This is a genomic window from Stutzerimonas decontaminans, from assembly GCF_000661915.1.
Classification (GTDB): domain Bacteria; phylum Pseudomonadota; class Gammaproteobacteria; order Pseudomonadales; family Pseudomonadaceae; genus Stutzerimonas; species Stutzerimonas decontaminans.
In genome coordinates this window covers 1,395,244-1,418,647 of record NZ_CP007509.1, presented here as the reverse complement: position 1 = coordinate 1,418,647, position 23,404 = coordinate 1,395,244, and the positions used below count along the sequence as shown (strand labels likewise).

Genomic DNA, 23,404 nt, shown 5'->3' with positions numbered 1-23,404 from the left:
CACGTACGCTGCCGATCGCTAATTTTCAATCATTGGATGGATGTTCATCGCGGTCATTCAGGGCAACCATAGTGACATCAGAGCCCGACCAGGATAGGACGCAATGAAAAGCTCGCAACGGATTGCACGAGACCTGCTGCTGCCCCTCTGCCTGGCGCTGCTGGCAGCCCCTGCCAGCCACGCCGACATCCAGACTGATCTTGCCCCCAGCGAATTAGCCAAAGCCTACGGCGACCTTTCTGCCCTGACTCATGCGAATGCCAGCGCCCAAGGCGCACTGTCCGTGATTCAGCAGAACGGCCAGGACATGGCCGGCCGCATCGCGCAAAAAGGGGCCGAGCTTGAGGCGTACATCATCCAGAGCGGCTACGCCAATAGCGCGTCCATCGAGCAGATCGGCCTGGGCAACGCCGCGCTGATCAGCCAGGACGGCTTCGGTAACGACGCCCATATCGAACAGTTCGGCTCGGACAACCGCGCCGCCATCGCACAACAGGGCTCGAACAATCGCGCCCTCATCGAACAGACCGGCAGCGGGCACCGCAGCAATGTCAGCCAGAGCGGCCGAGGTCTGACGGTAGTGGTTCGCCAGTACCGCTAATCCCAGGGAAATACCGCTGTACTTAAAACATCCATGGAGTGACAAAAATGTTTAAGTTCAAACCTCTTGTAGCAGCCATTCTGACTGTCGCCACTGCCCAGGCTTTTGCCGCCGACAACACCTCGGAACAGAACCAGCTTGGCATCAACAACGTTGCAGAAGTGCTGCAAAGCGGCGGTTCGGGCAACCTGGCCAAGCAAGGCCAGAGCGGCTTCGGCAACAACGCAATGATCGAACAAACCAGCTCTTACAGCTCGACTGCATCGCAAAACCAGGCTGGCAACTTCAATGCCGCCGATGCCCAGCAGCATCACGCTGTCATGTCCACCTCGACGCAGAATCAGCATGGTGCGGGCAACGAAGCACTGGTCGAGCAAAACGGCACGTACAGGACTGGCGCCACGCAGAGCCAGAACGGTGTCAAGAACGTCGCCGAGACTTTCCAGACCGCCACGACGATGACCAACGCCACCACCAACCAAGCCGGCAAGGAAAACTATGGCCTGATCACCCAGACTGCCAGCTACGGCAGCCAGGCCACGCTGAGCCAGAATGGTGATCTGAACAACGGCAGCATCACTCAATCGCTCAGCGCCAGCGACCGGGCGACCATCGACCAGCACGGCGTGGACAACGACGCTCATATCACCCAACTCGCCAGCAGCGGCTCCATTGCCGAAGTCGAGCAGTTCGGCTGGCGCAATGACGCTATGGTTTCGCAGACCGGCGTGCGCCAAGAGGCTTACGTCATGTCCGATGGCAGCTACAACAAGGTCGACGTGAACCAGAGCGGTAATGGGCAGAACGCTTTCGTCCTGCAACACGGCATCGGCAACGACTCCAGCATCGTGCAGACCAATGGCTGGTTCGGTGGCAACAACACCGCCACCACCGAGCAGTTCGGTATCGGCAACGAAGCCGATGTGTACCAGAACGGCCGTAACCAGACCGCCAAGACCATCCAGGAAGGCGGCTTCAACGTCGCTTCCGTGGACCAGCAAGGTCGCGGTAACGATCTGCACTTCCACCAGGACGGCACCGGCAACGAGCTGAACGCCGTGCAGAACGGTAGCGACAACGAAATCGTCGGGGTCAGCTACGGCTGGGCCAACAGCACCGATATCGACCAGAACGGCCACGACAACCTGGCTACCGTCCGCCAGGAAGGTACGCTGAACGACGTCATGCTGAGCCAGAGCGGCGCCGATCACCTGATCAAGGTGACTCAGCAAGGCTTCGGCAACGAAGCCATGGCAAGCCAAGCTGGTTATGGCAACACCGCGTTCATCAACCAGAATGGCTGGAACAACAGCGCCATCGTTACGCAGAACTAAACACCGCCCTCACCCGGCTGCCGGCTTGACGCCGGCAGTCGTGTTTCATCCTCTCTTTACTCGCAGCACCAGCTGCCCGTCAGCCATACGCTCGAGCAGCGCACCGTTTCGGTGGCGAGTCTGGCGATCGGCCATCTACCACGCCCCAATCTGAAGCAAGCTGACGCATCGGTCAGGTCATGTAGGCATTACCTATCCCCCGAAAGACATGCGTAGCCCCACCTGACCATCATTCATCCAATAAAATATTCCTTTAAGTTCAGACACTTAACTTATCGCTACAGATGCACCTGCGTATTGGCGCGGCGCTTGCTATGGGACCAAAGCCTGACCGCTTGGACAACTTACAAGCTCACTCAAAAAGCCAATACGGAGTACACACCAATGAAGCGCAGCCTGACCACCGCAGCCCTCGCGGCCGGGTTCATCCTCAGCAGCCAAGCCATGGCCAGCCCCATGCTCTGGCAGAACAACAGCCTGACCTACCTTTATGGCAAGGACTTCAAGGTGGATGCTGGGGAAATCCAGCAGACCATCACCTTCGAGCATGCCAGCGGTTGGACCTGGGGGGACATGTTCCTGTTCGTCGACAACAAGTGGTACAACGGCATCTCCGGCAGCGACGGCCACACCTACTACGGAGAATTCAGCCCGCGCCTGTCGCTAGGCAAGATCAGCGGCGCCGATCTGTCCTTCGGCCCGATCAAGGACGTGTTGATCGCCGCGACCTACGAGCGCGGTGAAAGCCAGGACGACGGTACCCCCAACCAGAACTACCTGCTCGGCCCGGCCGTAGACCTCGCTATCCCCGGCTTCGATCGCTTCGCGCTGAACACCTACTACCGCAAACCCGATGGCACGACCGGCAAACCAGGCGGCCAATGGCAGATCACCCCGACCTGGGCCATGACCTTCCCGGTGGGCAAGTCGGACATCCTCTTCGACGGCTATATCGACTGGGTCGTCAACGACAAGAAGAACAGCAACACCGAGCTGAAGAAGAACTTCCACTTCAACCCGCAGATCAAGTACGACCTCGGCAAGGCGCTGGACTACACCCCTGGCAAGCTCTACGTCGGTATCGAATACGACTACTGGTCGAACAAGTACGGCATCGAGGACGGTGGGTTCGTCAGCAAGAACTTTGTCGGCCCGACCGACCAGAACACCTTCAGCGCTATCGTCAAAGCGCATTTCTGATGCCCTCGCCGCCCGTACGCCGGGCGGCGCTTCCCGCGCCCTGCCCACCGACCGCGTCCACGCAAGCACAACGACTGCAACGATCAGTGAATCTCGTGCAGAATCAGCCTGCTTCGGCAATCACCCCGCGTCGACTCGACGGCCAGGCACTGGCTCTGCGTCCACCGCACGACCACCCCGAAGACGCCATCATCAACCCGGCATCGGCTTGGCCGGCCCCGGGAGACGGCCGACCACCAGCGCGCTCACGGACAGGAAACATGGACAAGCACAACGCACCGCAGCCGCTCTACACCGCCCAAGGCAAACCCGCTGGCCGTATTCGCCAGAAGAACGAGGAAAGCATCCTTGCTGCGGCCGCCGAAGAGTTCGCCCGTTACGGTTTCAAAGGCACCAGCATGAATGCCATCGCCACCCGCGCCGGGCTGCCGAAGGCCAACGTGCACTACTACTTCAACAGCAAGCTGGGGTTATACGTCGAGGTCATGCGGCATATCCTCGAGCTCTGGGACACCGCCTTCGACGACCTCACCGTTGACGACGACCCCGCAACCGCCCTGGCCGAGTACATCCGCATCAAAATGGAATTCTCGCGCCGCCATCCGCAGGCCTCGAAGATCTTCGCCATGGAAGTCATCAGCGGCTGCGAATGCCTGTCCGAACATTTCAATCAGGACTATCGCAACTGGTTCCGCGGCCGCGCCGCCGTATTCGACGCCTGGATCGCCGCCGGCAAGATGGACCCGGTAGACCCCATGCACCTGATCTTCATGATCTGGAGCAGCACACAGCACTACGCCGATTTTTCCGACCAGATCCGCCGCATCAACGGCAAACGCATGACCCGCGCGGACTACGCCCATGCCAGCGACAACCTGATCGCCATCATCCTCAAGGGCTGCGGGCTCAAGCCGCCGGCCACAGAGCGCTGAACGCGTGGCCCGCAAGCTACGCATCCACTCCCCGGCCATCCATTACTTCGACATGGTGCGCCGCTGCCAGTCGATCCGCGAAGCCTCGCGGCGGCTCAACGTCGCCTCGTCGGCGGTGAACCGGCAAATCCTCAAACTCGAAGACGAGATCGGCACACCGCTGTTCGAACGCCTGCCCGGCGGACTGCGGCTAACAGCAGCCGGAGAGATCTTCGCTCGCCATGTCATCGTCGTGCTGCAGGACGCCGAGCGCGTGCGCTCCGAACTGGACGCGCTGCAAGGCCTGCGTACCGGCCATGTGGAGATTGCTACGGTATCGGGCGTCACCACCGACTTGCTGCCCGGCGTGCTGGAGCAGCTGCGCGAGCGCTATCCGCGGGTCACCGTGGGCGTGACCAGCCTTGGCTCACAGGCGATTCCCGAAGCGGTGATCAGCGGCCAGGCAGACATCGGCCTGGCTTTCGCCCTGCCGCGCACCGCCGACCTGCAGCAACTGGGCGTCGGGCATTTCCGCCTGGGTGCCATCGTCAACCCGGAACATCCGCTAGCCACGCGATGCGAGGTCAGTTTCGCAACCTGCGCCGAATACCCGCTGATCCTGGCCAAGAGCGACCTTTCCATCCATCACCTGCTGGCACCGTTGCTGGCGCGCACCCGTCCACGGCACAAGGCACCGTTGGAAACCAGCTCCGTGGAGCTGGCCCTGCAAATGGCCAAGCGCGGCGCCGGCGTCGCGTTCCAGACACGCATCGGCATCGAGGCCGAACTGGCCAGCGGCACGCTCGTGCATGTGCCACTGAACGACAGCGGCTCGGTATTCAGTGACCTTGGTGTCTACGTGCGCAGCTCGCGCTATCTGCCGGTGGCAGTGGATGCATTCGTCCGCGCACTGAGCGAGGAAATTGCCGCCCGCGAAGCGGCGCAGAACGGCCCCGTCCGCAGCGGAACGACAACCGGCTGAACATCTGCAGCGGATACCGCTCTATTGAGCGTACCCAAACGCTCAGGAATGTCCCTTGAACGCATCTCGACTGCTCATCCTGCCGGCCGCCCTGCTCCTATCTCTGACCACCCTCCCAGCGCTTGCGGCAGAAGGCACGCCGCTGGGTTGGGTGGAGCGCGGCCTGATCCTCCCGGAACAGGTCACGGTAAAGTTCAAACTCGATACCGGCGCTCTGACCTCTTCCATGCACGCCGAGGATGTCGACTATTTCGAGAAGGACGGCGACAAGTGGGTCCGTTTCGATCTCGACCTCAAGGACGTGGAGCACGACAAGCTGGTCAAGTCGCGTATCGAACGCAAATTGCAGCGTGAGCTGACCGTGCGTGGCGCCGGTGGCAAGGAAGACCGGCCCGTGGTGTTGATGAAGGTCTGCGTTGGCGATCGCCTGCTCGAAGAAGAGTTTTCGCTTCGCGACCGCGACGAGATGAACTACCCCGTCCTGCTCGGCCGCCGCACGCTGGAAAAGCTCGGCCCGGTGGATTCGGCGCGCACCTTTACCATCGAGCCGAACTGTTCCGAAGTGGCCAATCGCTGAAAAGCTACGCGACGAACAGCAGTGCCTTGAGCCCGCTCTCGGGGCTGATATCGGGAAACTCCGGCGGGTTCTCCAGGCGCTGCTCGAAGCGCAGCTGCGGCGCCTCGGCAGCCATGCCCTGGATCAGGAAGTCCGCACCGATATCCGGGTCATTCACGCAGGCCAGCACCTGACCGCCGGCATTCAGCAACTCCGGCAGCTTGCGCAGGATCTTCTGGTAATCGCGGGTAAGGGCGAAGCTGCCCTTCTGGAAGGATGGCGGGTCGATGATGATCAAGTCATAGGGCCCGAGCTTGCGCACCTTGCCCCAGGACTTGAACAGCTCGTGGCCGAGAAAGCTCACCCGGCTGAGATCGTGGCCGTTGAGGCGATGATTCTCACGCCCACGGGTCAGCGCGGCGCTGGCCATGTCCAGGTTGACCACTTGCTTGGCGCCACCGGCGATCGCCGCGACGGAAAAGCCGCAGGTGTAGGCGAACAGGTTGAGCACCCACTTGCCCTGTGCATTTTCCTGCACCCAATGGCGGCCATAACGCATGTCGAGAAACAGGCCATTGTTCTGCTTGCGCCCGAGGTCGAGCTTGTAGCGCAGGCCGTTCTCGCTGATCTGCCACTCGGCGGGCACATCGCCCAGCAACGCTTCGGTCGGCGCATCCGGCAGATAGCGATGCTGCAGCAGCAAGCGCTGTGCCTGGCTCTGCTGCCAAGCCGGAGTGGCGGTCAGCGCCATAAGCACCTGCTTCAATGCCGCCAGTTCCGCCTCGCCCGGATCACGGAACAGCGCCACCAGCACCACGCCCTGTAGCCAGTCGACGGTCAGCTGTTCGAGCCCCGGATAGCAGCGGCCGCGGCCGTGAAACAACCGCCGCGTCTCGTCGGGCATGTTGGCCAAGGCGTCGAGCAGGTGATTTTGCAGGGTGGTGAGGTGTTCGGGTGTCATGGGCGGGCATCGTCGGCAGCGTGGCCGCGCATTCTAAACGCAGCCGCCGCCGACGCCAGGCCTCAGATATCCAGGCAGATCTTGCCGAAGTGCTGGTTGGTTTCCTGGTAACGGAACGCCTCGACGATATCGTCCACCGCGAAGTGCTTGTCGATCACCGGGCGGATGCCGTTGGCGTCGATGGCGCGGATCATCTCCTGCTGCTGCGCGCGGCTGCCCACCAGCACACCCTGCAGACGCAACTGGCGCACCAGCGCCGGCACCAGCGGCAGCTCGCCCGCCACGCCAGTGAGGATGCCGATGACAGCGATATGCCCACCGATTCGCGCCGCCACCATTGACTGCTCCAGTGTCGCCGGGCCGCCCACTTCGATCACATGGTCGACGCCGCGGCCATCGGTAAGCTGGCGCACCGTTTCACCCCAGGCCGGCGTGCTGCGGTAGTTGATCAGATGATCGGCGCCCATCTCGCGCAGGCGCTCCAGCTTGGCATCGCTGGACGAGGTGGCGATGACCGTGGCGCCGGCCATCTTGGCGAACTGCAGGGCAAAGATGGAAACGCCGCCGGTGCCCTGGATCAGCACTCTGTCGCCGGGCTTGAGCTTGCCGTCGGCCATCAGCGCACGCCAGGCTGTGAGGCCGGCAGTGGTCAACGTCGACGCCTCGGCATGGCTGTAGCCCTTGGGTGCATGGGTGAACGAAGTGGCGCGAGCGGTGACCATTTCCCGTGCGTAACCATCGACGCCATCGCCCGGCACCGTGGCGAAACCCTCGATCAGCGGCTCACCGGCCAGCCAGTCGGGGAAGAAGGTGCTGACCACCGCATCGCCAACGGCGAACTCAGTCACGCCGGAACCCACCGCCACCACTTCACCGGCACCATCGGCCATGGGAATGCGCGGCTCGCTGGGGCCCCACATGCCGCTGACCACCGCGAAGTCGTGGTAGTTGAGCGAGTTGGCGCGCAGGCGCACGGTGATCTCGCCGGCGCCGGGCGTGGCGGCCTCGCTGGTACCGACGACGACCCGGCCGTAGCCGCCACCGGGCTGCACGAATATGGCTTTATGGCTCATGGAATTCTCCTCTGCTAACGGGATGACCCGCATGGGAACGGCCGGCAGCGGCATCGTTCGACCTGCCGAAGGCTGCTGCGCATCGCTGCACGAGCACCGCTCGAATGCGCGACAGCATAGCCAATCCGCCATCGACATGGCGGTCGCGAACTTACCTCCTTTAGCATCGTCGAAAGCGCGTTCGCCAATAGTCAACGGCTCGCCCAAGGCAGCCGCACCAAACTGCCCCGCGCATCCGGAACAACCTCATGTCCCATCGCCCTGATCAACCGACGATCCTGCACACCACCATCGCTGCCGCACTTCTACTCGCCTTGGCCACGCCCAGCCTGGCAGCGGAAACCGAGGCCCAGCTGGCCGCCCGCGACGCCGAGAACAAGCGCCTGACCGCAGAGCTCCTGGCCAAGCCAAACGAGCTGACCCAGCCGCTGGAGAGCAAGTACAACCACATCATCACCTACGGCCAGTCGCTAGCCTCCGCGGCCGAAGGCTGGCCGGCACTCTCGGTGGCACCGCGCTACGACAACCTGATGCTCGGCAAATCGCCACGCTCGGCTGCGTTCAGTGGCCCGGCGTTCAAGCCGGTGGGCGAAGCCGCCTTCACCCCGCTACGCGCCGTGGTTCAGCAGAAGAGCAACGCGGCGGTCGTCCTCGAGGCGGAGAAGGTCGAAAAGCTCGCGCCGCAGGCGCAGGAAGAAGGCGAATCGGTGGAAGTCGGCGCGCTGAACATGGCACGCCGGCTCTATCTGCATCACCTCGGCCGCGACACCGATCCGGATCATCTGTTCGTCGCCAGCAACGCCTCGACCTCGGGTCGCTCCATTGCCCAGCTCTCGAAAACCGGCGGCACCAACGAATACCTGCGCGTGACCCAGGCGGTCGATCAGGCCAAGGCACTGGCTGACGCGCAACAGGCCAGTTACAGCATCAGTGCGTTCTTCTGGTTGCAGGGCGAGTACGACTATTCCCACACCAACGGCGGCAAGAACGATCAGGCGTACTACAAGGCCAAGCTGCGCCAGCTGCGCGACGACCTCTACGCCGACACCGCCAAGGCCATCGCCGGGCAGGAAAAAATGCCGGCCTTCTTCAGCTACCAGACCGACGCCAAATCTTCGGTGAAGGACGGCTCGCTCGCCATCGGCACGGCGCAGTGGGAACTGGCCCAGGAAGAACCAGGCTGGTACCTGGTCGGGCCGGTCTACCCGTACACCGACAAAGGCGTGCACCTGTCGGCGAACGGCTATCGCTGGTTCGGCCAGATGCTCGGCAAGGTCTACCACCGCGTCGTCATCGAGCGAAAAGGATGGGTCCCGTTGTCGCCTCGCCATGCCACGGTGGACGGCCGCGACGTGGTGATCGACTACCACGTGCCGCACCCGCCGCTGGCGTTCGATCAGCCGTACATCGGCCACCAGGCCCGCGACGTGAAGAACAAGGGTTTCGTGCTGCGTGACGACAACGGCGAAGTGCCCATCGAAGCCGTCGAAATCGTCGCCGACACCGTCGTGCGCCTGCGCGCCAGTCGCGATCTCAGCGGCCAGCCGCGCATCAGCTACGCGGGCCATGAGGTCGGCGGCGCCGGCCAGCTGCGCGACAGCGACCCGATGCGCGCCGACGCCACCTACGAATACCTGCCCGACCTGATGCCCGCCGAAGCCAACATCAAGGCACTGGTGCACCAGCCCTACCCGCTGCAGAACTGGAGCATCGCCTTCGATATCGCCGCTGAAAAAGCCACGCCGGCGCAACGGCCGGTTAGCGAGTAACACCACGGCGCCGGTCACACCGGCGCTTCAATACTGCACGCGCAGCCGGCAATGCTCCGTTGGCAGGTTTCAGCGACCGGCTGATGATCAGTTTCCCGCGGTGATCGCGTCTCACCGTGGCTGCTCGGCCGCTAAGGCTTGGGCAGATAACCCGGCAACGCTTCCAGCCGCTCCATCCAGCGGGCGACGTGGCGGTACGGGGTGAGATCCACACCCCCTTCCGGCGCCAGCACCACGTAGGGGTAGACCGCGCAATCGGCGATGGTCGGTCGGTCGATCGCCAGCCAGTCGTGGCGCTGCAGATGATCGTCCAGCAGCTTGAGCACCGCCGGTGCCTTGGCCAGCGCTGCGGCCTTGTCCAGCGGATAGCCGAACTTCTGCACCAGCCGCGCCGCATTCAGGCTCTGCTGGATCTCGTTCGCAGTGAAGGACAGCCACTGCACGATCTCCGCCTGCCCGCGCGGATTGTCCGGCCACCACGCCAGGCCGCCGTAGGTCCCTGCGAGGTAAACCAGAATGGCCTGCGAGTCGCGGACGATATGCCCGCCATCGTCCAGAATCGGCAACTGCCCCAGCGGGTTCAGCTCGGACAGCGGCGGCTTCTTGTGCGCACCATTGGCGAAATCCACGGCTACCAGTTCAAGGTCGATGTTTGCCAGCGCAGCGAACAGCCGCACCTTGTAGCAGTTGCCGGATGGTCCCAGGTCATACAGTTTCATTGCGCACCTCCTCTGATGAGCTGATTGAATTCCAAGACGTTGCCGTCCGGGTCGCGGATGAACAGCGCGATCCGTCGCGGGCCGATGGGATGCGGTCCCTCGGTGATGACGATGCCCTGCGCCTCGAGCCACTGCTGGAGCGCCGCGAGGTCATCGACGATAAACGCCGGATGGGTCATACCGGGCCGCTTGACCGGCGCATCCAGCAGCACGTTGTGCGCATCAGGCGCACGCGCACCGTTGAAGATCAGGTTGATGCGCACGCCGTCCGGGCTGAGCATTTCGTTCGCCTCGAACAGCGGGAAGCTGGCGCTCTCGACGAAGCCCAGCGCCCGGTAGAAAGCCATCGCGCGCGGCCGGTCGCTGACACGAATACCGATGTGGTCGTAGGCGAGAATGCGGGCGGGATTGGCTGATTGATTCATGTGCGAAACTCCAAGAGACCTCAGTCCCTGAAGTGTCAGCCGCCACGCGGGTTTCACCTATGCCGCGGGCCTGACAACATCTATGCAGCAATCGCACAAATCCAGGGGTGGCAATGGACAAGCTCAAAGCAATGGCCAGCTTCGTTCGCATCGTCGACAACGGCAGCCTGAGCTCGGCCGCCGATGCCACCGGGCAATCCGTGGCATCGGTGGTGCGCTCACTGGCCGCGCTGGAACGCCAACTCGGCGTGCGCCTGCTGAACCGCAGCACCCGGCGCATGGCCCTCACCGACGAGGGCGCGGAATACCTGGCCTGGAGCAGGCGCATGCTGGCGGACTTCGCCGACATGGAGCAGCGCCTGGAAGCCAGCGACGGCGCCGTCCGCGGCCTGCTGCGCATCACCGCGCCAGTGGAGTTCGGCCAGCGTTACGTCGCGCCGCTGGTGAATGAATTTCTCAAGGAACATGCAGAGATCCGCGTCGAGCTGAACCTGAGCGACCAGATCGTCCCGCTGCTCGACGAACGTCTCGACCTCGCCCTGCGCATCGGCCACCTGCCCGACTCAGCCATGGTCGCCCGACAGATCGGCAGCACCCGGCTGGTCACCTGCGCCAGCCCGGACTACCTGAGCACCGCTCCCGCCATCGGCACCCCCGCAGCACTGGAGGACCACGCCTGCATCCTCTTCGCCGCCCAGGGCCGCCACTGGTACTACCGCCACGGCGAAAAGGAACAGGCCGAAGAAATCACCCCACGCCTGACCTGCAACCAGATCCGCACCGCCAGTCTGGCCTGCGTGCAAGGCCTAGGCATCACGCGGCTGATGCACTATCAGGTCGCCGATGAACTGGCTGATGGTCGTCTGGTAAGAGTGCTCAGGGATTACGAACCGAAGGACCTGCCGATCCAACTGGTCTACCCGCACGCCTTGCAGCTATCGCCAAGGGTGCGGGCGTTTGTGGAGTGGGCTTGTCCGAAGTTGGAGAGGGGTTTGCCAGGGTTGGGTTAGAAATAGAGGCTGGCTGCTTTCGGCCAGAAGCGGTCATCCAGCGTCTACGAAAGGTGGGACTATTCACTTCGGCGTCTCCGTACTGGTCACACGCCCGCAGTCGGACATCACCTACGATGGCAAACACGTGGTCTGCGTGGACATAGTCGAAGACGTCACGGGATCCGGCCTAGTAGCCGCCTGGATCAAGCGATCGCACCTAACCAAACCGGCCCAGTTGTTAGTCGACTTCTGCAAAAAGCAGCTGGGGTCTATCGACGAGTCGGCGTAGCCGCGTCAACAACCCTAGGCTGCGTAGCTCTGCAGCAACGCAGTGGCGCCTGAATAGGTGGTCCCACTGCGTAGCTTCAACATGGCTTAGAACGGCAGCTGATACGAGGTGGCCACCCAGAAGTTGGGCATTTCACTCTGGGTCGTACCGTTGAGCATCAGCGACAGCTTGCCCGGACCGGCTTCGCCTTCGACCCCCACGCCCGCTTTCAGCCAGTCGTTGGTCACATCCTCACCCGGCAGGTTGAAGGTGAAGTAGCCATCAACAGCACCGTTAACACCAGCACTGTTCTTATCGAAGCGATGAGCCGCTTCCAGATTGGTCACGAAGTTGTAGCCGGAAATGAATGGCAGCGGCGTCTGGGTATTGAAGCCCAGGCGTGCCTCGGTACGGTCGTCGGTACGGCCATCGAAACGCGCCGGTAAGCCACCGCCCTCTTCGGTATAGCTTTCCATGTGGCTGCTGCTGTAACTCAGATCGACATAGGGGCTGATGCCGGTATTGGCCACGCTAAGAGCGCTCTGCCAGTCCAGACGCGCACGCACGCCCCAGGTTTCGGTATCCGGGCTGGCCTTGGAGGAATCCAGGGCGCTCATATTGAAATAGCCACGGTGAATATCAACTTCACCCCAGTGGCCATAAGCGCCGAGAGTCGCATACAGACCTTCGACCTGAGTCAACGGAATGATGCCTTCCAGCATCAGGTAACGGCCGTCGCTCTTGACCTCACCGTTGTAGATCAGATCCTGCTTGGCATGAGTCTGGCCAAGGGAGAGGTTGATCTGCGCAAAGCCCAAGTTGCGCCCGACACCGATCTCTGCAAGACCGCCATTGCCCGATCGATTACCGTGATCGTCACGACCCCAGTCTCCCGCCGCCCAGAAGGTGCTTTGCCCCGGCTCAACCAGGCGACCCAACGGCCGACTATGGGCGCCGTTGATCATCATGCTCAGGTTGGAATTCAACGCGTTCACGCCAGACGACGTGGACTCCAGGCTGGCAGCCATGGTTTGCAGGGTGACCAGCTGGTTGATGATTGCATAATAATAATTGCTACTTAGAGTGGGACAAGAACTCGGACAATTAGTTGTTCCACTACCGTTGAAATAGTCAATGGACACATTAGAACCGCTAATCCCATAAGCGAACAAAATCCCAAGCCCACCGCCTGACTGATAGTACCCTGCCGACGTTCCTACAAGCCCTGCCAAGGCATTCGACAAACTCGTATTACCCCACCAGGGCTGCGACTCCAGCAGAGACGAATAGTCGGTGTAATTGACGAATTGAGAGCTGATGGAATAGGTACTTCCGCCATAGCTTACGACCACCGTCGGCCGCTCATCAGGTACGGCCTGCGCCTGGGTCGGATACACATTGGCAAGGCAGGCACTGACGACAAGACCGCCCGAAAGCAGCGCTTTGAGATGGCGCATGGAAGAACTCCCCAGTTCACTGTGTGAGGGCCAGTATGCAGCCCTGCTAATCAGCAGGACAATAATGCCAATAACGGCGAAAAGCTATGGTTAGAGATGATTTTATCTACACATTAACGACAAAAAAGATCGTAAAAATGGACAGCTCTTAGTCCATTTAGTCGAACAATCATTAATTAAGAATATCCTTTTACTGGTTCTACTCTGTGAGTAGAAACTCACGCAGTCGCTGACCATCGATAGCACGGCAAATGCCCTCGGGCTGAATCGCCCCCTGACTTCCCAGGCACATTCGAATGGCTGCTTTTGGCCGATTCTGTTGAAAAAGTAGGTTTAGCGGCAGCAAGGCGGTCGGATGTACCTGCTGTCGAAGTGGCTGCAAGCCACTTCAAGTTACCTTTCGGCGTTTCACTGAGCGTCCTTGCTCAGGTTTGAGGGTTAATTCGAGGGTTTCTGCTCGCCACAGGCGTACCTATCCCGTGAGCGGTGGCCCTTGAGGCAAAAGCTTGGCCATGCGGCGCAGGTTCTGCACCATCGCAGCCATGGTGAATTCGTCAGTGGCGCCTGTCAGGCCACGCAGTCGTAAACGGTCGAGTTTCATGATCCGTTTAAGATGGGCGAAAAGCATCTCCACCTTCTTCCGTTCGCAACGTGAGACGAGGTATTCCGGTGTCTTGGCGATGCGTCGAGCCACATCGCGGGCAGCCTCATGGATGCTGCGAACGATCTTCCGATTCGGTGTGTTGGGGCAGCATTTCGCTTTCAACGGACAGGTGACGCAGTCGGTTTGGCTGGAGCGGTAGATGATGGTGTTGGCCTTGGTTACCCGCGATCTTTTCTGGGTGAAGGCGCGCCATTCACTGCGTAGCGGTTTGCCGGTTGGGCAGCGATATTCATTGGCTTCCTGATTCCAGTGGAAGTCGTTACTGGAGAGACTGTCGTCCTTGCGCTCAGTCTTGTCCCACACCGGCACATGCGGCTCGATGTCCTTCTCTTCGACCATCCAGGCCAGCATCGGGGCAGTGCCATAGGCGGTGTCGCCGATGAGGCGTTCCGGTGTGAGGTCGAACTGCGCTTCGACACGCTCGACCATCGTCCTGGTCGAGTCGACTTCGGTGGTACGGTGCGCCGGGGTCGCTTCCACATCCATGATCACACCGTGCTCAGTGTCGATCAGGTAATTTGTGGAGTAGGCAAAGAAGGCCGGGCCGCCTGGTGCTGCTGTCCAACGGGACTGAGGATCGGTGAGCGAAATCTTCTTGGGAAGAGCCTCAGCCAACGCATCTTCATCAAGTGCTTCGAGGTACTCGCGCACGGCGCGGCTGCTGAGCTTTGGATCGCTCCAATCGACTTCATCTCCCACCACCCCACGTTGCCGGCTGGCATCCGCCTTGATGATGCTGGCGTCGACGGCGAAACCTTCGCCCTTGACTAGGCCGGCTGCCATGCAGCGCCGCAGCACTTCATTGAACAACCAGCGGAACAGATCGCTGTCACGGAAACGGCCATGGCGATTCTTCGAGAAGGTCGAGTGATTAGGTACTTCGTCTTCCAGACCCAGCCGGCAGAACCAGCGATAGGCCAGGTTCAGGTGCACCTCTTCGCACAATCGCCGCTCGGAACGAATGCCATAGCAGTAGCCGACGACCAGCATGCGCACCATCAATTCCGGGTCAATCGAGGGACGCCCGATGGGGCTATAGAAATCCGCCAGATAGGCGCGCAGATCACTGAGATCCAGGCACTGGTCGATGCTGCGCAGGAGATGTTGGGCCGGGACGTGATCTTCGAGATTGAACGAGTAGAACAGGCGCTGCTGTCCTCCCGGTAACTGTCCCATCATGCTGTTCGCCTCCACGCCCGCTGACAAAGCAATTTTGCCAACGGCATGGGGAGGTCGCTACTTTTTCAACAGAATCGGCCGAAAGTAGCCTCTGACCTTCGGCTCGAACATCCGCGCTCACCGCCCAACCCACCGCTTGCCCCCCCTATTCCTCCCAATGCTAGAGTGCCTGCTCCATAACCGCATAACCCCAACCACCTAGCGAGGCCCCCATGCTCAACCATGTAATGGTCGGTTCGAATGATATTGAACGGTCGAAGCGGTTCTACGATGCCGTGCTCGGCGTACTCGGCGCTGGCGAGCCGCTGCGCAATGTGGCGCCGTCCGGGCATACGCGCCTGTTCTACCGTCACGACGGCAGCCTGTTCGGTGTAACCGAGCCGATCAACGGCGAGGAAGCGACCGTCGCCAACGGCGGCACGATTGGCTTCAAGTGCAGCTCGGCCGAGCAGGTCAAGGCGTTTCACGATGTAGGCGTCGCCCATGGCGGGACGACCTGTGAGGACCCGCCAGGACTGCGCGAATCCAGCCTCGGCGCGATGCACCTCAGCTATGTGCGCGACCCTGACGGCAATAAGCTGTGCGCCATCTACCGCCCGCAGTAAGCGTCCCGCTCGATGCCGCACAGCCCATGTGCGGCGTTGAAAGCTGAGCCTCATGCGCCGCAGCCCGCTGCGGCGCATGACGCTTCACAAGACCGCAGCGATCCCCTCCGCTTGCTCTCCCCCTCGCCCATCAGGGTTTAACGACCATCCCAACGCCACGCCCACGCGGGTCGGACCCGGTCTGCAAGCGGGTGCCGTCGACGCGTATCGCCTGGATATCACCCATCAGCCAGCCCTGATCCTCGAGCGTGTAGCCCATGGCTTTCAGCTCGTCGGCGACCTTGCCGGTCAACGGCGCGTGGGCGTCGTAGTAGATGGTGTCCTTCGGCAGCAGCTGATGGTGCACGCGTTGCGCGGCCACGGCTTTTTCCAGCGGCATGTCGAAGTCGTAGACGTTGTTCAGCACCTGGAAGATCGAGGTGAAGATGCGCGAGCCGCCCGGCGTACCGAGCACCAGGCTGACCTTGCCGTCGCGGGTGACGATGCTCGGGCTCATGGACGACAGCATGCGCTTGCCCGGTTCGATGGCGTTGGCGTCGCTGCCCACCACACCGAAGGCATTGGCAACGCCTGGCTTGGCGCTGAAGTCGTCCATCTCGTTGTTGAGCAGGAAGCCGGCGCCCTTGACCACCACGCCGCTGCCGTAGTCCAGGTTGAGGGTGTAGGTGTTGCTGACTGCATTGCCGTCGGCGTCGACGATGGAGAAGTGGGTCGTCTGCCGCGGTTCGAGGCCCGGGTGCACCTTCTCGGTTTCGGAGATGGCCGTGGGATTGATCTCGGCGGCACGCTGCTTCAGGTAGTCAGGCGAGGTCAGCTTCGCGACCGGCACGTCGGAATAGTCCGGGTCGCCGAGGTAGTCGGCACGGTCGGCAAAGACGCGTTTTTCAATTTCGGCGAGCAGGTGGATGTAGCGTGCCGAGTTCAGCTCGACGCCCTTGAAGTCGGCGGCGCGCTGCTCCTTCATGCCGATCAGCTGCGCCAGTGCGATGCCACCGGAGCTGGGCAGTGGCGCGGTATAGAGGCTGTTGCCCTGCCAGTCGACACGCATCGGCTCGCGCCATTTGACGCGGTAGTCGGCCAGGTCCTCCTTGGTGATGAGCCCGTCGTCACGCTGCATCTGCGCCACCAGCAGCTCAGCGGTCTTACCTTTGTAGAAGTCGTCAGGCCCCTTGTCGGCGATGCGCTCCAGCGTCTCGGCCAGCTCCGGCTGGCGGAAGGTGGAACCCGCCTTCATGGCGCCGAAGTAATCCTCGAAGTCGGTCGTACCGTTGAACAGCCCGATGGCGTCCTCGCGGTACTGGAACTGCTGGTCGGCCACCGTGAAGCCCTCACGGGCATAGCCGACCGCCGGGGTGATGAGTTCGCTCCAGGGCAACTTGCCGAAGCGCTGGTGCGCCTCCCACATGCCCAACACGGTGCCAGGCACGCCGGACGCCTTGGCGCCAACCAGGCTCAGGTTCTCGATCACCTCGCCCTTGTCGTCGAGGTACATGGTCTTGCTGGCGGCCTTGGGCGCGACCTCCCGGTAGTCCAGAAAGTACGGCTTGCCCTCGATATACAGCGTCATGAAGCCACCACCGCCGATATTGCCCGCCTCGGGGTAGGTGACGGCCAAGGTGAAGGCGGTCGCCACTGCGGCATCCACCGCGTTGCCGCCGGCCTTGAGCACCTGGGCGGCCACCTTGGCGCTGTACTCGTCGGGTGCGGCGACCGCCCCGCCTTCCAGAAGCGCGCCGTGGGCGATGTGGCCCGTGGCGACGATCGCCACGCCAAGGGTCAACCTGCTGATCTGAAGCAAACGCATCGTGCTCATCCTTATTCTTGTGGTCACCGCCGCCCCGCGATGGCTGGGCGGTTATCACCAACATAGACAATAGGGACGAGGCGTAGGTGCGCAGCGGGGCGTTTGCGGGTCACGCGGCTTGGCTGTAGCGGTGTCTAGCTGCGCGCTGAACGCCGTTTCCTGCCAGGCAGGCCCGGCGCTACCACGGCAACCCCTCCCCGCTATACGCATAGAACCCACCGCTCGCCTCCGGCCCCAGGCTGTCGATCACCCGCAACAAATCCTGCGCTGCGTCGGCTGCGGGCCGGCCGATCTCCGCACCGCGGAATGGATGTGACAGCCGTGAATTAACCGTGCCCGGATGCAGCGCCAGCAGCACCGCATTCGGCTGGCTGCGGCGGACTTCGATGGAAGCAGTCTTGAGCAGCATGTTCAGCGCAGCCTTGGAGGCGCGGTAGCTGTACCAGCCGCCGAGGCGGTTGTCGCCGATGCTGCCGACCTTGGCCGAGAGCATGGCGAGCACGCCGCGCTGGCGGTCGAGCAGCCCGCTGAAGTGACGTAGCAGCATGGACGGGCCGAAGGTGTTGATTTGGAAGGTGGCGAGCAGCTGCGCCTGGTTGAGATCGGCCAGGCGCTTCTCTGGCATGAAGTCGCCACCGTGCAGCACGCCGGCGGCGTTGATGATCAGGTGAAACGGCCCCTGCCCCGCCACGCTGGCCGCGGCCTGTTCGATGCTGGCGGGATCGCTCAGGTCGAGAGCCGGCTCGGATGAACGACTCAAGGCGATGACCGACGCGCAGCGCGGATCGCTGCGCAAGGCATCGACCAGCGCGGCGCCGATGCCACCGGATGCGCCGATGACCAGCGCGCGAAACCCTTCGGGGAATGAGTCCAACGGCATGACGATCTCCAGCTTTAAGGTCGACGAACACCGGCTTCGCCGCGCCAGCGCTCGATATGCTCGGCAAGTAGATCGGCGATGGGCAGGCAGGCGCCGAGCCGGTAGAGGTTCCAGTAATGGCCCTCCAGCGTGCGATTGATCAGCAGGGTGCCCGAAGCCGGTTGCAGACTGCCGAGTGCGGACATCATCAAGGGGAACAACTCGGACAGCCGTTGATGCAGCGCCGCCTCGCGGAAGTCCCATTGCGCGCCGGCTTGCAGCAGCGGGTGCAGCATCAGGTGGATGCGCCGGTACAGCCCATGGGGCGGCGCACTGCCCGGCTGGCGACCGCCGAGCATCTGGAAGCCGGACTCCAACGCCTCGCTGGAGGTGCTGCGCAGCGCTTCGAATATCTGCACGTAGCCGGCCAGCAAGCGTGGCTCCAGACGCAGCACGCTGCCGAAATCGTAGACCACCAGCTCGCCAGACTTGGTCCAGGCCAGGTTGCCGGGATGCGGATCAGTATGCAGCCGTTGCAGACCGAATGCCTGCTCGGCCAGCCATGCGCACAGGTTTTCTGCCAGGCGCTGACGCACTTCCGCCGGGGCCTGATCGACCTCGGCCATGGAGCGGCCGGGCAGATCTTCCATCACCAGCACACCGGGCCGGCAAAGTTCGCCCGCGGCATAGGGTATGCGGATGCCCGGCCAGCTTTCGAAGTGTTCACGAAAGGCTTCGAGATTGGCGCGCTCTGCGTCGTAGTCGAGCTCCTCGGCGATCGCCCGTTGCAGCTCGATATAGACCGCATCGAGGCGCGCGGGCGGCGTACCGAACAGGCGCCCGAGCGGCATTAGGCGACGCAGCTGGCGCAGATCGGCATCGCAGATGGCGCGGATGCCGGGATACTGGATCTTGATGATCAGCGCCCTGCCCTGACGATCCCGGGCGCGGTGGACCTGACCCAGTGAGGCAGCCGCCGATGGCTCAGGCTCGATGGACTCGAACAGTTCGTACAGGCTGCCGTCGTAGACGCGCTGCAGATTGGCTTGCAGTGCGTCGAACGGCAGCGAGGGCACCTGATTCTGCAAGCGCGCCAGCGCGGCGCTGATCGGATCAGGCAGCAGATCCTGCCATTGCGAGGCCTGCTGACCGAGCTTCAGCACCGGACCCTTCATCTGCCCAAGCGCATCGCCGAGCAGCTCGCCGACCGGCACCCAGTCGATACGCGCCTTGCCCGGGGTGATGCGCTGCACCAGCAGGTTGCCGGCAATGCGCGCGCCGGTGCCGCCCAGTTGCAGAAAGCGGCCTAGCGCCGAAGCCGATGGACGAGAGAATCGAGACATGCAGGCGACCCGCAAAGGCAAAGGCTGATCATGGGCCAGCCCAAGGCATGATCCAAGGGCGAATGGTTGCAGTCTGTTGCGCAGCACCGAGCGCGCAAAGCCGCTTCGCTACAGCAAGCGAAGCACTAGATGCCGTGGTTAGCAGCGGGGCATGCCCCGAAATATGGCGTCTGCCGCTACGGGCCAACCGTGCCCATGCGGAACGGGCAGGCACCGTGCGAGTCGGATTAGATGACTGCGCCCCTCGAATGCCGTCCGTCCACAGCGCGTATTCGCCGCGTATGAAAACGCACAACGTGACGGTTCGAGCGGCTTTCAGCCCTGTCAGCCTGAAAGGCAAATAAGGGCGTGTTTCGCCAGCGGGTTCGTCAGCACATGAATTGACGGCTGGAGGAACAGATCACGCAGCGATGCCTGCGTTAAGGAGAGTGGAATGACCGATTTCAATAATCCTTCCTTCCAACCGAACGATGAAGCCCCACGCATTTCCACCGGCAGCAAGGGGCTGGATGACATTCTGGGCGGGGGCCTGGATCCCAACCGCATGTACCTCTATGAGGGCAGCCCCGGTTCCGGGAAGACCACCATCGCCCTGCAGTTTCTGCTCGAAGGTGTGCGCCAAGGCGAGCGCGTGCTCTATGTGACGCTTTCGGAAACCAAGGCCGAACTGGAGCTGGTGGCCAAGCGGCATGGCTGGACGCTCGAAGGCATCGATGTGTTCGAACTGATCTCGCCAGAGACCAGCCTCGATCCCGAGCTGGAACTGACGGTACTGCATCCGGCGGAAATGGAGCTGAGCGAAACCACCCAGCAGGTATTCGACCGCGTCACTGAAACCAATCCAACGCGGGTGATCTTCGACAGCCTTTCGGAAATGCGTCTGCTGGCGCAAAGCCCGCTGCGCTATCGGCGACAGGTGCTGGCGTTCAAGCACTTCTTCACGTCACGCAATTGCACCGTGATTCTGCTGGACGACCAGACCTCCGAAATCGGCGACCTGCAGCTGCATTCCATCTCCCACGGTGTGGTGATGCTCGAGCAACTGGCCATCGACTACGGTGCCGAGCGCAGGCGGCTGCGCGTGATCAAGATGCGCGGCATCCAGTTCCGCGGCGGCTACCACGACTTCGTCATTCGCAAGGGCGGCCTGCAGATCTACCCTCGCCTCATAGCTGCAGAGCATCACTCGCCGTTTACCGGTGAGCTGGCCTCATCTGGTAACGAGGCGCTGGACAAGATGCTTGGCGGCGGACTGGAGCGCGGCACCAACGCGCTGTTGGTCGGCGCAGCCGGTGTCGGCAAATCGTCGTTGGCGTTGAGCTACGCGGTCGCGGCATGCAAGCGCGGCGAGCAGGTCGCCTTCTTCGTTTTCGACGAGAACACCAGCACCCTGCTCGCACGTGGTCGGGCGCTGGGCCTGCCGATGGAGCCATGGATCGATCAGGGCCTGCTGCACCTGCAGCAGGTCGACCCCGCCGAGTTGTCTCCCGGCGAGTTCACCGCCGCGGTGCGCCACAGCGTGGAGATGCAGGGTACCAAGCTGGTGATTCTGGACAGCCTCAATGGTTACTTGCACGCAATGCCCGACGGCAAGTTCCTGATTCTGCAGATGCATGAGTTGCTCAGCTATCTGGGGCAGAAAGGGGTCGTCAGCATCATGATATTGGCCCAGCATGGCCTGGTTGGCCCAATGGATACGCCCATCGACATCAGCTACCTCAGTGATGCGGTTATCATGCAGCGCTACTTCGAGCACTCAGGGGTGGTTCGCCGGGCGTTGTCGGTGGTGAAAAAACGCAGCGGACAGCATGAAAACACCATCAGGGAATATCGACTCAGCCCTGCTGGGATCAAGGTCGGACCGCCGCTAAGCCACTTCAACGGCATTCTATCGGGCACGCCGGAATACACCGGTGATGCGACTTATCTACTGACAGACGAGCATGACGACGCCCACTAACAGAGATAGCCCAATCGTAGTCGTCTATGCCCCCATCGGCCGGGACGGTCCCGCCTCGGCCGAGCTGCTCAGCCGCAGCGGCATGGACGCCGTCGTCTGTCACAGCGTCGATGAAGTGCTGCAACGTGCAGAAACCGATGCGGACGCGGTCTTCATTGCTGAAGAGGGCCTCTTCGGGCGAGATCTCGAAGGGCTTGCCGCCTGGGTCGAGCAACAACCTGCCTGGTCCGACTTCCCCTTTGTCGTACTGACCAGCAAGCATCAGCAGCCTGCCGTCACCGCGTGGCGCCAGCGCATGGTCGCTGCACTGCGTAACGTCTCCCTGCTTGAACGTCCCGTACAGAGCATCACCCTGACCAGCGCGGTAAAGGCCGCATTACGTGGGCGGCACCGCCAGCACGAGGTACGCGCACTACTGGAAGCGCGTGAACGAGCCTCGCAGGAGTTGGAAGCGCTGGTCGTCGAGCGCACCAGTGAACTGGAAGCAACCAACCTCGAACTGCGTACCCAGATGGCCGAGCGCGCGCATATCGAGGAAACCCTGCGCCAGACGCAGAAGATCGAAGCCATTGGCCAGCTTACCGGTGGCATCGCCCACGACTTCAACAACCTGCTGATGGTCATTACCGGCGGGCTCGACATGCTCGACCGCCGCGCCGACCCTGAGCGCCGCAAGCGCCTGATGGATGGCATGCGTCAGGCAGCGCAACGCGGCTCGGCCCTGACCCGTCAGCTGTTGGCGTTCTCCAGACGCCAGTCGCTGGCGCCCGAACCCGTCGACCTGGCCCGACGCATCAGCCAGATGCGCGAAATGCTCGACCGCAGCCTGCGCGGTGATGTGCATGTTCGTCAGCAATTCGCGCCAGATCTGTGGCCGGTGCAGGTCGATCCGGGTGAGCTGGAACTGGTCATCCTCAACCTCGCAGTCAACGCGCGTGACGCCATGCCCGCTGGCGGCTCGATTCTGCTGCAGGCCTGCAACGCACCCGATGAGCAGGTGCTCGGCCGCCGTGGCGACTTCGTCCGCCTGGCCGTGACCGACACCGGTACCGGCATACCGGCTGAGGTTCGCACCCGCGTATTCGACCCCTTCTTCACCACCAAGGAAATCGGCAAGGGCTCGGGTCTCGGTCTCGCCCAGGTCTACGGTTTTGCCCGCCAGTCGGGCGGCACCGTGTGGATCGAAAGCGAATGCGGACAGGGCACCAGCGTGATCCTGCTGCTGCCCCGCGCCGAAGATATCCCGGCACAGCCTGACGTCGAGCATGTCGCGAATGACACCGGTGACGCGTTCCTCGGCAGCGTCCTGCTCGTGGATGATGACGAGGAAGTGGCCGCCCTGGTTGGCGAGATGGTCGAACATCTGGGTTATCACGTCACCCATGCCGGCAGCGCTACCGACGCCCTGAACACGCTGGCCGACGGCTGCAAGGTGGACATCGTCTTCTCCGACGTGATGATGCCCGGGGGCATGAACGGCGTTGAGCTCGCCCGCGAGATTCGCACCCGCGCACTGGGTGTTCCCGTGTTGCTTACCAGCGGCTATGCCGAAGCGGCGCAACAATCGGCCACCGCCGAGGGTGTGCACGTGCTCGCCAAGCCCTATCGCCTTGAGGAACTGGCGTCCGCGCTGCGAGAGGCGATCGAAGGTGCAGCGGCAACGGCCAGTCGATATGGCTAGCGATATGCTCTTGCGGCAGGAAGTACGCAACGACCCGCTTCGCGCCTTCGCTTGACTCTGG

General features: G+C 62.4%; 20 protein-coding genes and 1 pseudogene. 12 read left to right on the top strand and 9 right to left on the bottom strand.

Features of this window, described 5'->3' with window-relative positions; all coding sequences use genetic code 11:
• Window positions 1-103 precede the first annotated feature (103 nt).
• The 6 genes from UIB01_RS06555 to rloA3 all read left to right on the top strand — a co-directional run bounded on the left by UIB01_RS06555 (window position 104) and on the right by rloA3 (window position 5,605).
• On the top strand, window positions 104-601 hold the full coding sequence (locus tag UIB01_RS06555; protein ID WP_038657981.1) for a curli production assembly protein CsgB: 498 nt from the start codon (window positions 104-106) through the stop codon (window positions 599-601).
• A gap of 47 nt (window positions 602-648) precedes the next feature.
• Entirely contained in the window at window positions 649-1,935 is a 1,287-nt protein-coding gene (locus tag UIB01_RS06550) for a PPE repeat-containing protein (RefSeq protein ID WP_038657980.1), read from the top strand.
• A 384-nt stretch (window positions 1,936-2,319) separates the two neighbouring features.
• Entirely contained in the window at window positions 2,320-3,135 is an 816-nt protein-coding gene (locus tag UIB01_RS06545) for an outer membrane protein OmpK (RefSeq protein WP_038657979.1), read from the top strand.
• A 260-nt stretch (window positions 3,136-3,395) separates the two neighbouring features.
• Window positions 3,396-4,067 carry a TetR/AcrR family transcriptional regulator gene (locus UIB01_RS06540; RefSeq protein WP_038657978.1) on the top strand — a complete coding sequence of 224 codons (672 nt, stop codon included), beginning with the start codon at window positions 3,396-3,398 and terminating at the stop codon, window positions 4,065-4,067.
• A 4-nt stretch (window positions 4,068-4,071) separates the two neighbouring features.
• A complete protein-coding gene (locus tag UIB01_RS06535; protein ID WP_038657976.1) occupies window positions 4,072-5,028 on the top strand; it encodes a LysR family transcriptional regulator in 957 nt (318 codons plus the stop codon).
• A 55-nt stretch (window positions 5,029-5,083) separates the two neighbouring features.
• The gene (rloA3, locus tag UIB01_RS06530; RefSeq protein ID WP_038657975.1) at window positions 5,084-5,605 is read left to right on the top strand and encodes a retropepsin-like aspartic peptidase RloA3; all 522 of its coding nucleotides are present in this window, start codon (window positions 5,084-5,086) and stop codon (window positions 5,603-5,605) included.
• A 4-nt stretch (window positions 5,606-5,609) separates the two neighbouring features.
• On the opposite strand, the gene UIB01_RS06525 is transcribed toward rloA3, so the two are convergent.
• Complete coding sequence (locus UIB01_RS06525) at window positions 5,610-6,545, bottom strand: class I SAM-dependent methyltransferase (RefSeq protein ID WP_038657974.1); 936 nt, start codon at window positions 6,543-6,545, stop codon at window positions 5,610-5,612.
• 62 nt (window positions 6,546-6,607) lie between these two features.
• Entirely contained in the window at window positions 6,608-7,618 is a 1,011-nt protein-coding gene (locus tag UIB01_RS06520) for a zinc-dependent alcohol dehydrogenase family protein (RefSeq protein ID WP_038657973.1), read from the bottom strand.
• 248 nt (window positions 7,619-7,866) lie between these two features.
• On the opposite strand from UIB01_RS06520, the gene UIB01_RS06515 reads away from it, so the two are divergent.
• Window positions 7,867-9,387, top strand: coding sequence for a phosphate ABC transporter substrate-binding protein (locus tag UIB01_RS06515; RefSeq protein WP_051605045.1), 1,521 nt, complete (start codon window positions 7,867-7,869; stop codon window positions 9,385-9,387).
• A gap of 131 nt (window positions 9,388-9,518) precedes the next feature.
• Here UIB01_RS06515 and UIB01_RS06510 read toward each other — a convergent pair whose 3' ends face one another.
• Both UIB01_RS06510 and UIB01_RS06505 read right to left on the bottom strand, forming a co-directional pair.
• Window positions 9,519-10,106: a glutathione S-transferase family protein gene (locus UIB01_RS06510; protein ID WP_038657972.1), complete on the bottom strand. Its 588-nt coding sequence runs from the start codon at window positions 10,104-10,106 to the stop codon at window positions 9,519-9,521.
• Window positions 10,103-10,531: a VOC family protein gene (locus tag UIB01_RS06505; RefSeq protein ID WP_038657971.1), complete on the bottom strand. Its 429-nt coding sequence runs from the start codon at window positions 10,529-10,531 to the stop codon at window positions 10,103-10,105. Before UIB01_RS06505 ends, UIB01_RS06510 begins: the two co-directional genes overlap by 4 nt.
• A 113-nt stretch (window positions 10,532-10,644) precedes the next feature.
• Here UIB01_RS06505 and UIB01_RS06500 point away from each other — a divergent pair, with 113 nt between their 5' ends.
• Together UIB01_RS06500 and UIB01_RS23380 are read left to right on the top strand one after the other, a co-directional pair.
• The gene (locus UIB01_RS06500; protein ID WP_038657970.1) at window positions 10,645-11,541 is read left to right on the top strand and encodes a LysR family transcriptional regulator; all 897 of its coding nucleotides are present in this window, start codon (window positions 10,645-10,647) and stop codon (window positions 11,539-11,541) included.
• Between the two features lie 67 nt (window positions 11,542-11,608).
• Window positions 11,609-11,812 (top strand): annotated as a pseudogene (locus UIB01_RS23380) (LysR family transcriptional regulator); the annotation flags it as partial.
• 86 nt (window positions 11,813-11,898) lie between these two features.
• On the opposite strand, the gene UIB01_RS06495 reads toward UIB01_RS23380, so the two are convergent.
• Both UIB01_RS06495 and UIB01_RS06490 read right to left on the bottom strand, forming a co-directional pair.
• On the bottom strand, window positions 11,899-13,248 hold the full coding sequence (locus UIB01_RS06495; protein ID WP_080695053.1) for an autotransporter outer membrane beta-barrel domain-containing protein: 1,350 nt from the start codon (window positions 13,246-13,248) through the stop codon (window positions 11,899-11,901).
• Window positions 13,249-13,720: 472 nt separating this feature from the next.
• Window positions 13,721-15,091 carry an IS1182 family transposase gene (locus UIB01_RS06490; protein WP_014818820.1) on the bottom strand — a complete coding sequence of 457 codons (1,371 nt, stop codon included), beginning with the start codon at window positions 15,089-15,091 and terminating at the stop codon, window positions 13,721-13,723.
• A 212-nt stretch (window positions 15,092-15,303) separates the two neighbouring features.
• Between UIB01_RS06490 and UIB01_RS06485 the strand changes: the two genes are divergently transcribed.
• Entirely contained in the window at window positions 15,304-15,696 is a 393-nt protein-coding gene (locus UIB01_RS06485) for a VOC family protein (RefSeq protein ID WP_038657969.1), read from the top strand.
• Window positions 15,697-15,826: 130 nt separating this feature from the next.
• Here UIB01_RS06485 and ggt read toward each other — a convergent pair whose 3' ends face one another.
• From ggt to UIB01_RS06470, 3 genes are all read right to left on the bottom strand, one after another.
• Window positions 15,827-17,500 (bottom strand): gamma-glutamyltransferase, encoded by a 1,674-nt coding sequence (gene ggt / locus UIB01_RS06480; RefSeq protein ID WP_038657968.1) that lies wholly within the window; start codon window positions 17,498-17,500, stop codon window positions 15,827-15,829.
• Between the two features lie 178 nt (window positions 17,501-17,678).
• Window positions 17,679-18,380, bottom strand: a complete 702-nt coding sequence (locus UIB01_RS06475; RefSeq protein WP_038657967.1) for an SDR family NAD(P)-dependent oxidoreductase — start codon at window positions 18,378-18,380, stop codon at window positions 17,679-17,681.
• Between the two features lie 14 nt (window positions 18,381-18,394).
• Window positions 18,395-19,702 carry an ABC1 kinase family protein gene (locus UIB01_RS06470; protein ID WP_038657966.1) on the bottom strand — a complete coding sequence of 436 codons (1,308 nt, stop codon included), beginning with the start codon at window positions 19,700-19,702 and terminating at the stop codon, window positions 18,395-18,397.
• 433 nt (window positions 19,703-20,135) lie between these two features.
• On the opposite strand from UIB01_RS06470, the gene UIB01_RS06465 reads away from it, so the two are divergent.
• Both UIB01_RS06465 and UIB01_RS06460 read left to right on the top strand, forming a co-directional pair.
• A complete protein-coding gene (locus UIB01_RS06465) occupies window positions 20,136-21,662 on the top strand; it encodes an ATPase domain-containing protein (protein ID WP_038657965.1) in 1,527 nt (508 codons plus the stop codon).
• Window positions 21,646-23,343, top strand: coding sequence for a response regulator (locus UIB01_RS06460; RefSeq protein ID WP_038657964.1), 1,698 nt, complete (start codon window positions 21,646-21,648; stop codon window positions 23,341-23,343). The genes UIB01_RS06465 and UIB01_RS06460 overlap by 17 nt, the downstream gene beginning before the upstream one ends.
• Window positions 23,344-23,404 lie beyond the last annotated feature (61 nt).

What these genes read in the sequence shown, in the direction of transcription:
- UIB01_RS06485 (WP_038657969.1), top strand. Translation starts at nt 15,304, where the DNA reads ATGCTCAACCATGTAATGGTCGGTTCGAATGATATTGAACGGTCGAAG.
- UIB01_RS06500 (WP_038657970.1), top strand. Translation starts at nt 10,645, where the DNA reads ATGGACAAGCTCAAAGCAATGGCCAGCTTCGTTCGCATCGTCGACAAC.
- UIB01_RS06520 (WP_038657973.1), bottom strand. Translation starts at nt 7,618, where the DNA reads ATGAGCCATAAAGCCATATTCGTGCAGCCCGGTGGCGGCTACGGCCGG.
- ggt (WP_038657968.1), bottom strand. Translation starts at nt 17,500, where the DNA reads ATGCGTTTGCTTCAGATCAGCAGGTTGACCCTTGGCGTGGCGATCGTC.
- UIB01_RS06490 (WP_014818820.1), bottom strand. Translation starts at nt 15,091, where the DNA reads ATGATGGGACAGTTACCGGGAGGACAGCAGCGCCTGTTCTACTCGTTC.
- UIB01_RS06475 (WP_038657967.1), bottom strand. Translation starts at nt 18,380, where the DNA reads ATGCCGTTGGACTCATTCCCCGAAGGGTTTCGCGCGCTGGTCATCGGC.
- UIB01_RS06505 (WP_038657971.1), bottom strand. Translation starts at nt 10,531, where the DNA reads ATGAATCAATCAGCCAATCCCGCCCGCATTCTCGCCTACGACCACATC.
- UIB01_RS06545 (WP_038657979.1), top strand. Translation starts at nt 2,320, where the DNA reads ATGAAGCGCAGCCTGACCACCGCAGCCCTCGCGGCCGGGTTCATCCTC.
- UIB01_RS06540 (WP_038657978.1), top strand. Translation starts at nt 3,396, where the DNA reads ATGGACAAGCACAACGCACCGCAGCCGCTCTACACCGCCCAAGGCAAA.
- UIB01_RS06510 (WP_038657972.1), bottom strand. Translation starts at nt 10,106, where the DNA reads ATGAAACTGTATGACCTGGGACCATCCGGCAACTGCTACAAGGTGCGG.
- UIB01_RS06525 (WP_038657974.1), bottom strand. Translation starts at nt 6,545, where the DNA reads ATGACACCCGAACACCTCACCACCCTGCAAAATCACCTGCTCGACGCC.
- UIB01_RS06465 (WP_038657965.1), top strand. Translation starts at nt 20,136, where the DNA reads ATGACCGATTTCAATAATCCTTCCTTCCAACCGAACGATGAAGCCCCA.
- UIB01_RS06470 (WP_038657966.1), bottom strand. Translation starts at nt 19,702, where the DNA reads ATGTCTCGATTCTCTCGTCCATCGGCTTCGGCGCTAGGCCGCTTTCTG.
- UIB01_RS06550 (WP_038657980.1), top strand. Translation starts at nt 649, where the DNA reads ATGTTTAAGTTCAAACCTCTTGTAGCAGCCATTCTGACTGTCGCCACT.
- UIB01_RS06555 (WP_038657981.1), top strand. Translation starts at nt 104, where the DNA reads ATGAAAAGCTCGCAACGGATTGCACGAGACCTGCTGCTGCCCCTCTGC.
- UIB01_RS06495 (WP_080695053.1), bottom strand. Translation starts at nt 13,248, where the DNA reads ATGCGCCATCTCAAAGCGCTGCTTTCGGGCGGTCTTGTCGTCAGTGCC.
- UIB01_RS06515 (WP_051605045.1), top strand. Translation starts at nt 7,867, where the DNA reads ATGTCCCATCGCCCTGATCAACCGACGATCCTGCACACCACCATCGCT.
- UIB01_RS06460 (WP_038657964.1), top strand. Translation starts at nt 21,646, where the DNA reads ATGACGACGCCCACTAACAGAGATAGCCCAATCGTAGTCGTCTATGCC.